9 protein-coding genes are annotated in these 15,288 nt (G+C 34.7%); 4 read left to right on the top strand and 5 right to left on the bottom strand.

Going from position 1 to position 15,288, the window contains the following annotated elements:
- Positions 1-2,476 (top strand): hypothetical protein (locus tag PLA12_12155; protein HOQ33249.1); only part of this gene is annotated, 2,476 nt, incomplete at its 5' end.
- A gap of 7 nt (positions 2,477-2,483) precedes the next feature.
- Here the strand turns inward: PLA12_12155 and PLA12_12150 are convergent.
- Entirely contained in the window at positions 2,484-3,536 is a 1,053-nt protein-coding gene (locus PLA12_12150; protein ID HOQ33248.1) for a type IV pilus twitching motility protein PilT, read from the bottom strand.
- 262 nt (positions 3,537-3,798) lie between these two features.
- On the opposite strand from PLA12_12150, the gene flgK reads away from it, so the two are divergent.
- Positions 3,799-5,499: a flagellar hook-associated protein FlgK gene (gene flgK / locus PLA12_12145; protein HOQ33247.1), complete on the top strand. Its 1,701-nt coding sequence runs from the start codon at positions 3,799-3,801 to the stop codon at positions 5,497-5,499.
- A 14-nt stretch (positions 5,500-5,513) separates the two neighbouring features.
- Here the strand turns inward: flgK and PLA12_12140 are convergent, their stop codons facing one another.
- The 3 genes from PLA12_12140 to nifA form a co-directional block, all read right to left on the bottom strand.
- On the bottom strand, positions 5,514-7,748 hold the full coding sequence (locus tag PLA12_12140) for a DUF1343 domain-containing protein (protein ID HOQ33246.1): 2,235 nt from the start codon (positions 7,746-7,748) through the stop codon (positions 5,514-5,516).
- 430 nt (positions 7,749-8,178) lie between these two features.
- A complete protein-coding gene (hslV, locus tag PLA12_12135) occupies positions 8,179-8,712 on the bottom strand; it encodes an ATP-dependent protease subunit HslV (protein ID HOQ33245.1) in 534 nt (177 codons plus the stop codon).
- 15 nt (positions 8,713-8,727) lie between these two features.
- Positions 8,728-10,299 (bottom strand): nif-specific transcriptional activator NifA, encoded by a 1,572-nt coding sequence (gene nifA, locus PLA12_12130; GenBank protein HOQ33244.1) that lies wholly within the window; start codon positions 10,297-10,299, stop codon positions 8,728-8,730.
- Between the two features lie 271 nt (positions 10,300-10,570).
- Between nifA and PLA12_12125 the strand changes: the two genes are divergently transcribed.
- Positions 10,571-12,313, top strand: a complete 1,743-nt coding sequence (locus tag PLA12_12125; protein HOQ33243.1) for a hypothetical protein — start codon at positions 10,571-10,573, stop codon at positions 12,311-12,313.
- 32 nt (positions 12,314-12,345) lie between these two features.
- The gene (gene pap / locus PLA12_12120; protein ID HOQ33242.1) at positions 12,346-13,818 is read left to right on the top strand and encodes a polyphosphate:AMP phosphotransferase; all 1,473 of its coding nucleotides are present in this window, start codon (positions 12,346-12,348) and stop codon (positions 13,816-13,818) included.
- A 608-nt stretch (positions 13,819-14,426) separates the two neighbouring features.
- Here the strand turns inward: pap and PLA12_12115 are convergent.
- The coding region (locus PLA12_12115) for a hypothetical protein (protein ID HOQ33241.1) at positions 14,427-15,288 on the bottom strand (862 nt) is incomplete at its 5' end.

Raw genomic sequence — 15,288 nt, 5'->3', positions numbered from 1 at the left:
TTGTGGAGATGATGGTATTTTTGGATGGAGTGATAGGTCTGGAAAACTTTGTTTTGCTCTTAGTTTTTGGAATGGTTCTGACCCTTTTTTAAAAGAGCGTTTTTTTGGACTAAATGCCCTTGAAGGAAATCATGCGGAAGATGTTAAAGAATGCTATTATTATTTGGATGCCGTACCCAGTTATGCGTATGCAAAAGCTCTGTATCGTTATCCTTGTGAAAGTTTTCCTTACGAAAAATTATTATCAGAAAATCAATCTCGGTCTTGTTTCGACCCGGAATACGAACTTTTAGACACAGGGGTTCTGGATAATTCGCAATTTTTTGATATAGAAGTAGAATATGCAAAAGGTAGTCCTAAAGATATTGCAATTCGTATTACTGCATGGAATAGAGATGACAATCCTCGTCCGCTGCATATTATTCCTCAATTCTGGTTTCGAAATACCTGGCAATGGTCCTCTTTACTTGGTAAAATAGAACGCAAACCTCAGATATATGGAGGTGGAGCAAGCCATATTGTATTTATAGATGCCCATTTAGGTGAGTATCGATTGGAAGTTAGTGCAGGAGAGGGAGAAACATTACCCCAGTTGTTATTTACAGAAAATGAATCGGGCTTTGTGGGTTGTCAGGATAAAGATAATCCTAACTCACCTTCTTCCCGCGATGCTTTTACTCAACATATTATCTACAATAATTCGGAATATATTTCAAAAGAAAATAAAGGAACGCGTGTTGGTGTCTGGTATGCATTACCAATCGAACCTCACTCTAAAGTTTCTTTACAATTGAGGTTTTCTTCAATATCGGAGATACCTCCTGAACCTATTGGCGAAAGCTGTGATGCTCTTATTGAACAACGAAAACAAGAAGCCGATGAATTTTATCAAGAAATCTTATTACCTACAATAAATCCTCCTGAAAGGGATATGTTAAGACAGGCTTATGCAGGATTATTATGGTCAAAAATTCATTACAAACTTTCGGTAAAAGAATGGTTAAATGTATACAATAATTTACAAAAATTTACAACACATTCAAGTTTTAATAACTGGAAGCACTTAAATGCAGATGATATTTTATCTATTCCCGATAAATGGGAATACCCGTGGTTTGCATCATGGGATATCCCGTTTCATTTAATACCTATGTTCCGCATAGACCCCATTTTTGCCATTAAACAATTACAGATTTTCCTCTCACCGAAATTTCAAAGTCCTACAGGACAGATACCTTCTTCCGAATGGAATTTCTCGGCTATTAATCCTCCTGTAATGGCATGGGGTATAAATAAGATTATACAAAAGATAGAACAAATGAACTTTGATATACCCCGAGAAGACCTTTACTCTATGTTTTTAATAGAATCATTTTATAGTTTGTATACAAACTTAACATGGTGGGCAAATCTCAAAGATAAAGAAGGAAAAACTTTATTCAACAAGGGATTAATTGGTTTAGATAATTTTTCTATTTTAGAAAAAACATCGGATAATTTAAATAAAAATGAGGAATCTCAGGGTATTTTTTGGACTCCATTTTTCATCGGGAATCTTATTGAATTAGCCTGCACAACATCTCTAATGTTTCCCTATTTTGAAAAAATAGCCATACGACTTTTGCATCATTTTATTAAGGCAACGGAAATCTTACAGAATAATGAGCCTCCTTACTTATGGCATGAAAGCGATTCATTTTTTTATCCGATACTCAACATAGAAGGAGAAAAATCTCAATATCCTATCCGTTCTTTTTCAGGTCTTGTTCCTCTTTTTGGAGTAGCCCGTTTACCTGTATATGCTCTACCTGAACTTTCAGCAGAAGTTGAGAAACTTATTAAATCTAAAATACTTACGGATTCTTTTTACAAAAGATATAAAGATTCACAAACAGGAAATGATTCTATATTTTTATCTTGCATTACAGAACAACAAAGAAATGCTTTAATTAATTATGCATTAAACGAATCTGAATTTTTATCTCCTTTTGGTCTTCGTTCTTTATCGCGATACCATCATGAAAAACCTATATACATCCACACATCAAGGCAACGGATTGAAATAAAATATTGTCCTGGAGAGTTGGAATCCAAAATGTTTGGAGGAAATACCAATTGGTTTGGTCCTATCTGGTTCCCACTCAACTATCTGTTTTTAGATAGTATGGATAAATGGGGGAGCATATATGGAGATTTAAAAATTTCAGTACCTTGTTGGAAAAGGAATATGACTTTTAAGGACATAGCCCAAGAAATCAGACAACGGCTTCGAAATTTGTTTGTTCCTAATTCCCGTGGAGAAATTCCTTCTTTAGGTTTTTCCAGATACTTTAAAGATAATCCTCTGTGGAATAATTATTATCTCTTCTTTGAGTATTTCAATGGAGATACTGGTGAAGGGATTGGTGCCAGTCATCAAACAGGCTGGACAGCTCTTATTACAGAAATAATTCATGAATTGCACAAAGATACTTGATAGTCTTTTATGATATGGACTCTTTTAATTCCGATGGATTTTTCATATTAGCAATAGCATCTTCATACGAAATAAGTCCCTCTAAATATAATTCTTTCAAACATCGGTCAAATGTTACCATCCCTTCTTTAAAATTGGTTTCCAGCACGCTATATATCTGGTAATTTTTCCCTTCGCGAATAAGGTTAGATATAGCATTATTGACACGTAGTATTTCATAACTGAGAACTCTACCTTCTCCACCTTTTCTTGGTAAAAGTCGCTGTGAAATAACTGCTAATAAAACCATTGATAATTGAAATCGAATTTGCTGTTGTTGCCCAGCCGGAAAAACATCAATAATGCGGTCAATAGTTTGAATAGCATCATTTGTATGTAGCGTTGCAAAAACAAGATGACCTGTCTCGGAGGCTGTGAGTGCTGACTGGATAGTTTCGAGGTCTCTCATCTCACCTATAAGAATTACATCAGGAGCCTGTCGTAGAACATATTTTAAGGCACGGACAAAACTAATTGTATCTCCGCCAATTTCGCGTTGGTCAACAATGCTCTTTTTGTGATTATGGACATATTCAATAGGGTCTTCTATGGTGATTATATGGCATGCCCGCTGATTATTAATAATATCAATAAGAGAAGCCAGTGTAGTCGTCTTTCCACTTCCTGTAGGTCCTGTTACTAACACAAGTCCCTGCCGTGCAAATGCTAAATCTTTAATACTATCGGGAAGACCTAATTCGCTCAAGGAAGGTATTTTTTCGGGGATGGGACGCAAGGCAGCAGTTACACACTGCCGTTGATAATAAACATTAACACGGAAGCGGTGCTTTCTCCCCACCGCTAAGGAAAAATCCAATTCTTTTTCTTGCTTAAATTGTTCTTTTTGTTCTTTAGTAAGAAAACTGAAAATCATCTTTTCGGTTGCTTCTGGAGTAAGGGTATCTGTTCGTGTTCGATACAATTGTCCATTAACTCTTAATATAGGAGGAGCCCCTGCACTAATAATAAGGTCAGAAGCCTTCTCTTGTATCACAAGGTCAAATAAATCCTGAATATTCATAATCATTATTCCCTTTTGTTTAACTATTCTATAAATAATAAATTTACAGGATGATATTCTTCAAATAGATAATTCTTGTGTTTTACATAAGGTCATTTTTTCCACTATCAGGAAAATTTTTTCCTGTTTTAATTTTTCAATCAGAACAGTAGATACAAAAAGTCTTAGCAATTAAGTTATTTATTTTTTTGCCGATAATTGGTATAAGAATTGCTATTTCTAAACCAAATAATTGGTAATTCGTTTTTACAAGGAGAAATCTGTGGGAACATTATTTAGTGCGTTAGATATAGCACGAGCAGGAATGTTGGTATCGCAGGTTCAACTGGATGTAGCAGGTCATAATATCGCTAATGTGAATAAAGAAGGCTATTCGAGGCAACGGGTAGAGGTAACAACCCGTTTGCCTAATTATAGGCCTTATGGGGCTATTGGTCGGGGTCCTGCGATATCTGATATTCGAAGAATTCGGGAAACATTTTTAGACCAGATTTATCGTGAACAAAACCCTGCCCTTGGGAGAACCGAGACTATTGCAAATTATTTCGTGCGAATTCAGGATATTTTTCAGGAACCGGGGGATACGGGATTTAGTGCCCATTTATCAAGATTTTTCGATGCCCTCCAGGATTTTGCTAATAATGTAGAAGAGACCCCTGTCCGTGTTTCATTGCTTCAGGAAGGAGAAGCACTTGCACAATCCTTAAATGAAGTTGCGAGACAGGTCTACCTATTGGAAAGTAATGCCAATGAGGAGATTCGGAATACCATACCGGAAATTAATTCTCTTATTACGAGAATTGTAGAAATGAATAAAACAATACGGGATACGGAAATAGCAGGGAAATCTGCAAATGATTTGAGAGATGACAGAGACTTACTTGTTGACCAACTTTCTAAAATTGTTTCCATTACCTCAAGAGAACGGGATGATGGACAGATTGATGTTCTGTTGGGCGGGGTTGAAATCGTAGGCGGGACGAAATATCGAACTCTAAGCACAGTTGTAGATACTACTATTGACCCTACACGTCCCGATTTTCTTTCTGTTGTCTTTTCGGATAATCAAGAAAAAGCCATAATATCTGATGGCTCTCTCGCGGGGTTATTATATATTCGCGATACAGAGTTAAGAAGTATAAAAGAACAATTAAATGAAATAGCGAGAGTCGTTGCGGGTTCTATAAATAGTATTCACAGTCAGGGTAGAGGACTGGAATTATACAGTGGGGCAATTCGTTCTACTATTTCTGTGCCTAATGCCAGTGCTTCATTATCAAGTAATAATCTCCCCTATTCTATTAATGATGGCTCTTTCCAATTGCTGGCTTACGATAGTTCCGGAAATATTGCAACAAACCTTAATGTTACCATTTCTGCGAACTCTACCTCATTAACAGATATTGCCAATCAAATTAATGCTAATCCTTTTTTTACTGCATCTATTGACCCTGATGGGTACTTAACAATAACACCTTCGAGTGGATATTCTTTTCGATTTGCTAATGATACATCAGGCGTTCTTGTTGCCATAGGAATGAATCCTTTCTTTACAGGATATACTGCAAGTACCCTTTCTGTTAATCAAGATTTGATAAACAATCCTCGCCTTATTAGTTCTGGTTATAGTACGAACATCAACGAAACAGGAGATAACACCGCCAGTTTAGCAATGGCTAAATTAAGATCCCAACGCATACTTTCAGATAGCACTCAAACCGCCGATGAATATTATCAATCCATGATTGTCCAGATAGGTATAAATGCAAGAGCCAATTCAGATGTGTTAGAAATGGAGCGTTCGTTTATAAACGATTTTAACCGACGCAGGCAGGAAGTCTCCGGTGTAAATCTGGATGAAGAGGTTACAAATTTAATGCTATTTCAAAGGGCTTTTGAAGCATCTACAAGGATTATTACAGTAACAGACCGAATGTTAGATGCATTACTGAATATCATCTAAATTTTGTCCTTGTTTTATATATTCTCAATAGATTTCCTTTCATCTGTATATTTTGTGTATAAATAAGGTCGGGAAGCGAGATATTTCTGAACTTTATTTTCTTTATCTAGATTATATTCTAATTTTTTTTCTTCTATCACGGCTTTTAAAAAAGAAGTGCCTGAAAGTTTTTCGAAATGATTGTTGAATTCAAAATGTTCCGAATGATGTAGTTTAATTAATCGAAGTAATTCTAAAGTTAACATAAAAGGTCTTGCCTGATTAAAATCTTTTACTTCAAGGTATAAACCATTGCATAATTCGTTTACATATTTGGGATTTGTTGCCTTACCAAGAACAGCCATGGGTTTGAATGAACATGGCTTTATATCAAAACCTTTCTTAAAATTTTCTGAAAGAGATGATAATATTAAATTGGAATTTAACCACGGGGCACCAATTATTTGAAATGGATTTTGCGTTCCTCGTCCTTCACTAATATTTGTCCCCTCAAATAAACATGTCCCAACATAACATAACGCTGATTCAAATGATGGAATATTCGGAGAAGGTGAAAACCATTGTAAATCCAGATTGGGATATTGTAAATCATAAAACCATCCGTCCATTTTAATTACATATAATTCTAAAGATTTTAGTTTAGCATTAGTCTGTTTTAAGTATAATGCAGATTCACCTATAGTAAGTCCATGACGAATGGGGACATTCCCCCAACATACTTCTCCTAAGTATTCTTTGTCGGGTAAGAAACCTTCTATGATTTCACCTCCTAAAGGATTGGGTCGGTCTAATATTATCATTTTTTTATGATATTGATTGCAGATTTTCATTAATTGTGATAACGAATAAATATAGGTATAGTATCTACTTCCGATATCCTGTATATCTATTACTACCCAATCTATCTGTTTTAATATTCGTTGCCAATCAATACTTGTGTTTTCAGCATATATATCTATAATTTGTTTATCTTTCCATTGTCTCTGCTTATCGGATTTACCTGCCTCTTCACTTAGTTGCAAACCATGCTCAGCAGAAATAATGTATTTTAATTTTATATTCTCAGTTGTTGAAAATATATCCAATGTAGTGTGTCCAAGAATGTCCCTTGCTGAAGTGTTTGTAAATAAAGTAACGGAAGAATTTTTTATTGGTTTAAAATCATCTCGAAGTAAAACATCTATTCCACAATGAACATTTATCTTCTCCGGGGCTATCAATAATGCAACCGAATTATAAAAAGTTTTTCTAAGTTTTCGATTGTCTCGTGTCTTCCTGCTGGGATGGCACGAATTACTCAATAAGATTGCATAATACCCTGACTTTCTATCCCACCACATACAGGTACCTGTAAAACCCGTGTGTCCTAAAGCAGAACGGAAGGGAAGTTGTCCTTCAATACTTTCCCAAAACGGGTCTGTTTTCCAGCCTAATACCTGCCATGGATAGTTAGGAATTATTCTGCATGTAGCCATTTCCTCAATTACATCATGTTCAAGAATATATCCATTCATTATCCCTCTACAAAATTGGGATAAATCTTCTGCTGTTGAGAACAATCCTGCATGCCCTGCCACTCCTCCTATTGCGTATGCATGTTCATCGTGGACCTCACCACGCATTATTTGGTTTCGCCACACACATTTTTCTGTAGGGGCACATCTATTTTTATACTCCTCTGGAACATTAAAAAAAGTGGTATTCATATTTAATTTCAAAAATATGTTTTTTTTACAAAATTGGTCGAAATGTTCTCCACTAACCAATTCTACAATGTGGGCAAGAAGCATAAACCCAAAATCGGAATATAAATGTTTTGTCCCGGGCTCAAATAACAATTCTGTTTTTGAAAGTCTGATTAATATATCTTCAAATGAGAAAATTTCTTTATACCATTCTTCATATCCGATTAAACCAGAACTGTGGGTTAATAGGTGTCTTATTGAAAATTTATTAAAATTAGGGACAGAAATATATTTAGAAACAGGGTCACTTAAATTTATTTTCCCTTGTTGATAAAGAAGCAAAACAGAAGTCGTTGTGGCTATCACTTTGGTTAAAGAAGCAAGGTCAAAAATAGTATCTTTTCTCATTTCTTCTTCAGAAGGCAATATTGCACATTTACCGACACAATCAAAAAACAATACTTCATTATTTTTCCCTACATACGCAACAGCCCCGGGAGCAGAATTTTGTATAGCTTTGTTCAAGCATTTTAATAATATCTCTTTTTCACGATTACGAAACATACTGTATTACTCCATTTCTCTAAAAATAATATGGCCTGCAATTATTTTTAATTGCAGGCCAGGAGAGAAAGCATTTTGTGATGTATTGAACATCACTTTTTGTTAACTACTTTTTCTTTGCCGGAGCTTTCTTTGCAGCCGGTTTCTTTGCCGGAGCTTTCTTTGCAGCGGGTTTCTTTGCAGCGGCCATGTTGTATCTCCTACTGTTTTATTTTATGAGGAAAGTTTTTGCAATGAATACAGTTCATTGCTCTTTCCTCTTGTTCGCTATTCAATTGTAATTATTTTGATAATGAACAAAATTATATTTAAAACGCAAATTTTTTTTTACTTTTTTTTGAATATTATTTTTAGCCTCAATTTATGCGGGTTTTATATAAGTCGTTTTTTCTTACTTTTTATAACAACAAAAATTTTTTTGAAAAAATTTTTATAAAACTTCAACTTTTATATTTTCATTAGTATATATACACACTTGAGAAGCAAGTTTCAAAGACTCTAAAGCAATCTCCTCTGCAGATAAGTTTGTGTACTTCATTAGAGCCCTTGCTGCGGTTAAAGCAAAACCGGCCCCGGAACCAATAGCAAGAATATCGTCATCAGGTTCTATAATTTCTCCTGTTCCGGATACTAATAATATTTCTTCTTTATTGCACACAATCAACATAGCATTGAGTTGTCTTAGATATTTATCGGTTCTCCACAATTTTCCTAACTCTACAGCAGAACGAGTTAAATTTCCACGATATTCTTCTAATTTCCCTTCGAACCGTTCAAACAAAGCAAAAGCATCGGAAACAGAGCCAGCAAATCCAGCGAGGATTTTCCCTCCATACAATCTTCTTATTTTTATGGCTGTTCCTTTAACAATAGTATCGCCCAGAGTAACCTGTCCATCTCCAGCCATAGCAACTGTTCCATTACGACGAACCGCAATAATTGTTGTGCCTCGAAATTCGCTCATAGATATTATTCCTATTTACTGCATTTTTAATGAACGGCTTGTTCTTTGTGGTTTATAATTTTTTGGGTCAATTCCAAGTTTTTGCACTCGTAAACCCATAATTCTTTCCGTGATACCTAATTCCCTCGCTGCCTTTGCTTTGTTCCCTTTTGCATTTTTTAATGCTTCAATAATCATTTCTCGTTCAACGCGTTCTAATGTTTCCTCCAATTTTCCCTTCATTATTGTATTGGAAGCTTCGGCTGTCTGAAGCGTAGGAGGCAAATAATGTCCATGGATAACATCATCGGTAGTTAAAATTACAGCCCGCTCAATAATATTTTCTAACTCACGAACATTGCCCGGCCAGTGATAACTCATAAGCATATCAATAGCAGGGGTAGATATTCGACGGACATATTTATTATTCTCACGACTGTATTTTTCAACAAAGTAATTGGCTAATTCCAAAATATCTGTTTTTCTTTCTCTTAAAGGTGGAAGAAAAATAGGGAAAACATTTAAGCGATAGTATAAATCTTCGCGAAATTTACCTTCTTGAACTAATTTTTCCAAATCGCGATTTGTCGCCGCAATAATACGGACATTCACGCGAATTGTTTCACTTCCTCCTACTCGCTCAAAAGTTTTATCCTGTAATACACGGAGTAATTTTACCTGTGTTGAAAGAGGCATATCTCCAATTTCGTCTAAGAAAATCGTACCCCCATGTGCCATCTCAAATCTCCCTTTTCTTTGCTGATATGCTCCTGTAAATGCTCCTTTCTCATGTCCAAATAATTCACTTTCTACAACAGTCTCCGGCAAAGCAGAACAATTTACTTTAATGAACGGTCCCGAAGCACGATGGCTGTTAAAATGTATTGCATAAGCCACCAACTCTTTACCTGTGCCACTCTCTCCACGAATTAGCACTGTCGCTTCTGTCATGGATACCTGCTGTATTAAATCGTAAACTTTTTGCATAGCCCCGGAACTACCAATCATATTAGAGGGGCGAAATCTTTTTTTTAATTCTTCTTGAAGTCTCGCATTCTCCAGAAGTAGTGCCTCCCTCTCTTGTTCATTTTTTAATCGCAACCGAACGGCACGAGCAATCATGGATGCAATAATCGTAAGAACACGCAAATCCTCATCTAAGGAAACATCATCGGAATAAATTCTATCGGCACTAAGTGTCCCTAAAACTAAATTTTCAATTTTTATAGGTACACAAATGTATGAAATCTCTTCTTTTTGTAAATTTTTTCTTGAGCCAGTTTTATTTAAAAACATGGGTTCTGCAGATATTTTAGAAATAACCATAGGTCTTCCCATTTGGGCAACTTTACCAATAATTCCTTCACCTACTTTATATACTCCTCTTTCTAATTCTTCGCCTGAAAGCCCATAAGCAGCCTCTATTCTTAGTTCTCCTCTATCTTTATCAAGTAAAGTTATTGTGCCTCTTAACATCCCCGTATGATTTGATATAGCCCGTAAAACAGGATATAGTTCCTCCCGAAGGTCATAACTACGGTCTAATATTTCACTTATCTCAAGAAGAAGTTTTAATTCTTCAACGGCTCTATCTGTTTTTTCTTTCATTACTGTAATTCTAATACTTTAATTTTAAATAATAAATCATTTAATTAAACTAAAAAATACATATTTGTATAAGCCTTAATTATAACTATAAAAGTTCTATATATTCAAAAGGATAATATACTATATTCTACATATCCTATTTATATACTTATATACTATTTTGCTTTGGGTTTATATTTTGCTTAAATATATCTGTAAAAAATATATCTGCATTTTATTTTTTTTCCATTGTGAAAAATAGTAAAATATATGAAAACGTAAGGAATAGTGTATGGGCTATTTTTTGTTACTACTAACTATCCCGATTTTTTCACTTTCTATACCTGATAATGATTTAATCCATTCTGCACCACCTAAAACAATTCTTTTTTCTGCTTCTCCAGAACAGATTATAAAAGATGCAGAATTATGGAAAAAAAATGGTGTCAATGCTTTCTTCCTTGATTATATAGCCCGTGAATGGAGTGATAACATTTGGGCAAATGACAAAAAACCGTGGACTATTGGAAAAGATGATGATAATTTTAAGAAAGCCGTTGAAGCCAATAACATTTGTAAAAAAATAGGTTCTGAAACCTTTCTCAAAATTTCATTTGACCATCATTTAAATTGGTTTGATGATTTACAATGGGAAAATGTACTACATAACTTTCGGCAATTCGCTATATTTGCCAAAGAGACAGGCTGCACAGGATTTGCCATCGACATAGAATATATTTGGGAACAATATTATTTTAATTGGGAGGGATATAAATATGATACCTACACTCGAAAAGACCTTATTAAAAAAGTGAAGGAAAGAAGTGCTGATTTAATTAACACCATATATAATGTATTTCCCGATATGGTATTCTTAACTTTTCCAGAGCAAGGGTTAAGCCTTGGACTCATTATTCACTTAACATGGATTGAAGAATTAGCAAAGAAAAATGCTCCAGGAGGACTTCATTATTGTATTGAACATACTTATCGTCTGAAAAATCCTGATGAAGTTCTCACATATATTGCAGGGATAGACCAAATCTTTCTTACCTATTTATCTCCCAGGGCTAAAAAATATTGGAAAGAAAAATGTTCCATAGCACCGGGGATATGGCCCTTGGGATATGATTATGATAATGGTCATAAGGCAGGACTTACCACAGCGGAATTAAAACAATTATACGCCCTTCATATATCTGCGTCTAAAAAATACCACTGGATTTACAGTCATAATTGTTATGAGCAGTTATTAGGTCGTCAGGCGGAATTGTTTGAAGGGGAAGAGCCTTTAGAAAACTATGTCCAAATACTGAAACAGAAAGAACCTGTTTCTGATAGTTCCTTTCAAGAAAAAATTCAATTGTTGAATAAAAGAGATTTTCAATCATTACAGCAAAAAACAGGTTTTACTTACATGCCGTTTCCCGTAGGTCCTGATGATATTCCCCGTTTTCAAACGGCTCCACTTAATAACTACGAACACGCTTACGATTACTTATGGGAAATAGGGAAAAAATATCTTCAAGGAGAAGAAGTATCTTTTTACTCATTATTTAATCCAATTACTCGTTGGAAAGTAGCAGGACCTTTCCATGCAGAGAATTTTAAAGAAACGCACGAAAAAGAATTTCCCCCTGAAATGGATATAAATGCAACGGACTGGAAAATATTATCTATAGAGAACAATAAAATATCTATGGACCTTAATAAAATTTTTGGGCAACAGGAAGGAGCCTGTGCTTATGCACTATGTGCCATTGAAGTTCTTCAACCTGTTTCTGCTCAAATACGATTTGGTTATAATGATGCTGTTAAGGTGTGGTTAATAAACGAAAAGCAAAAAGATTTAATCTTTGAATATTTTGGGGAATCTTCTGTAGTACCGGATAAGACAATAATTCCTGTAACCTTTGAAAAAGGAACTTATAATATCCTCATGAAAATTACAAATAATAAACGGTTCTGGGGCTATACATTACGGATAACGGATTCAAAAGGAAATCCATTGCCTTCGAAGATAATCAAATATTAGATTTAAAACTGAAATAACAAGGAAAACTCATTATGTTAGACAAAGTAGATTTGAATGCTCGTATGACAAAAGAACAGTTCAAACAGATAACAGACCAATGGAAATTATCGTTAGGAACATTTCAGAGAGAATTGAGACAAAAAAATATACCAACAATTATATTAATAGAAGGTTGGGATACCTCTGGAAAAGGGACATTATTGAATCACCTATTGTTAAATCTTGACCCCAGGGGTTATTGGGTGCATAACATAACCAAACCTACGAGAGAAGAAAAATTACATCCTTACCTCTGGCGTTTTTGGAACAAATTACCGGGTTACGGGGATATAGCCTTTTTTAACCATAGTTGGTATTGGCCTCTTATATTAGAGGCACAGAAAGAGGGTTGGAGTTCAAGTAAAATCCGCTCTGAATTAGAAGAAATCTTAACCTTTGAACGACATCTTATTGAGGATGGAAATTTACTTATTAAATTCTTTTTGCATATCCCTAAAAAAGAGCAAAAAAAGCGTTTTGAAAAGCTTGAAAAGGACCCGGATTTCCAATGGAGAGCCAAAGGGAAAAATAAGGAATTATTAAAAGCGTATGATGATTTATATAAAATTATAAATATTGTATTGCAAGAAACATATACAGATATAGCACCATGGAATATTATTCCTGCTATGGATGAAAGATACTGTATTGCAGAGGCAGGTAATATCCTGCTTTCAAAATGGGATAATACATTAAAAAATGGATTAAGTATCCCCACATATCCAATAGCACCACGACAAACAGACCCACTAAAAGAAGTTGATTTATCCCAATCTGTTCCTCGAGAACAATATAATGAAATACTTCCCAAACTACAGAAAGAATTACGGAGGTTACAATCTATCTGTTTTAAGGAAAGAATACCTGTAGTAATCATGTTCGAAGGTTGGGATGCTGGGGGAAAAGGAGGAGCTATAAAAAGATTGGTTAACGAATTAGACCCCCGTGGCTACGAAGTAATTCCCATAGGGGCGCCACAAGGTGAGGAGAAAAAACATCATCATTTATGGAGGTTTTGGAAAGCACTACCTAAAGCGGGACACTTTACTATCTACGACCGTTCCTGGTATGGAAGAGTGTTGGTTGAGCGAATAGAAGGTTTTGCTCAACCCAAAGATTGGATGCGTGGATATAGTGAAATCAATGAATTTGAATTGCAATTAGCAAAATGGGGAGCCGTTATTATTAAGTTCTGGTTACATATATCTCCGGAGGAACAATTAAAAAGATTTGAAGAGCGTCAATCCAATCCTTTCAAACAATGGAAAATTACAGAGGAGGATTGGCGTAATAGAGCAAAATGGAAAGATTATGAAGAAGCGGTATCCGATATGATTGATAGGACATCAACAGTCTATGCTCCATGGACTATTGTTGAAGGGAATGACAAACTCTTTGCAAGACTCAAAGTTTTAGCCACTGTCATTAAATCCATTAAAAAATTTCTTAAAAATAAAAAAACTTAATTTTAACTAAAATTTTCAATTTTTATAGAGTTTCTCTTTATCTTTTGTTTATCCTTATTTCCTTCAATTTTTAAGACAATTATTTATTTGTTATCTAAATAACAATTATTTTTATGTTTGTTTTGGCATTTCATTTAGAAAAATCAAATCATATTTATTTATTTTTTTATAATATTTTTTTTGTAAATCATAAGTATTTAAAAAACAAATATTTAAATTAGGTTTAAAGTATATATTTCAAAATTTATATATATAATAAGCACTTGTATTTACACATTGTCTATGTTATAATATATGTGTTGGTAGCAGAGTTGTGAATGTGTTCCCTATGCTACTACTACACATCAAGGTTCAATTGAATCCAACACATAGCGAAGTACATAAAATAGCTGCCAGTGGTTGTCCTCCCATTACCACTGCAGTGCATCTCTCTCTCTCCGGAATAACTGATATCCCGGTTTACCCCGGCCGGGAATCCTCTCTTCCGCTTCTCCGCAACTCTGCTACCTCTCCTTAACTCTGACCCCCCTCAGAGTTAAAATTTATAGAGGTGCCGGTCGCCCCCTACCGGCACCTCATTTTTTTTAGAGAAGACAAAGAATTTCTAATCAAAGTATCTTTTGCGATATTAAATTTATACTTTTTATTTCATTTGATAAATCCTTCACTACACAAACCACTTCTGCTCCTGCGGGCAAATTTAACAGATGTGTAATCTGAGCTGCATTTAAGGATTTAATATCCCATTCATTTATTTTTATAAGAGTTTCACCTCCTTTTAGATTATTCTGCCAAGCAGAAGAATTTTCAATAACACCAATAACCCAACCTTGGTCATTGTAATAATCGAGCAATATACCTGTTCCCGCCCATTCCTTTTCATTAGAAATATTCATCTTTAAGAAACATATTTCCGCTTCTTCATAGTTCATTTTGAGTGCAAACTGTTTCCAGAAAGAAATTCCCAGAGAAATTTCTTTTTCTCCCGGCACTGAAACGGAAAGAAGATTTTCAAATTTTTGATTACCTAACCGTAATGTTTTTAATCGGAAATACTGAATAATCTTTTTATTACAAAAGTGAACAAATTTACTATCTCCTGCTATTAAAGACCTTTCATTGACAAAACTCATAGGAAAAATAATATATTCGTTCCGTGCAAAATCAATATTAGCGACAACAGCAATCTTATTATTGAGAGTAATAGGAATTTGGGGCATTGCACTTTCAGAGGAAAAAAACATTTTTTCGCAAAAAATATCTTTTGTCTTTACCCTTTTTTGCGTGGATATTAATTGCCAAATAATTTTTCCTTTCCCAAAATCCATATACACTTCGAAACCGGGATAATAAACAGGTAGTATTCCTAAAATAGGTAACCCTATTTTCCGAGAGATATCCGATAAATCGGACAATATAATTTTGCCCTGATAGTTCGGTATAAAAGGAATACTATAATCCAAATCTTTT

Origin of the sequence: Candidatus Hydrogenedens sp. (assembly GCA_035378955.1) — a bacterium.
Classification (GTDB): Bacteria; Hydrogenedentota; Hydrogenedentia; order Hydrogenedentales; family Hydrogenedentaceae; genus Hydrogenedens.
The sequence above is the reverse complement of the archived record's forward strand: the minus strand, read 5'-3'. Positions and strand labels throughout refer to the sequence as shown.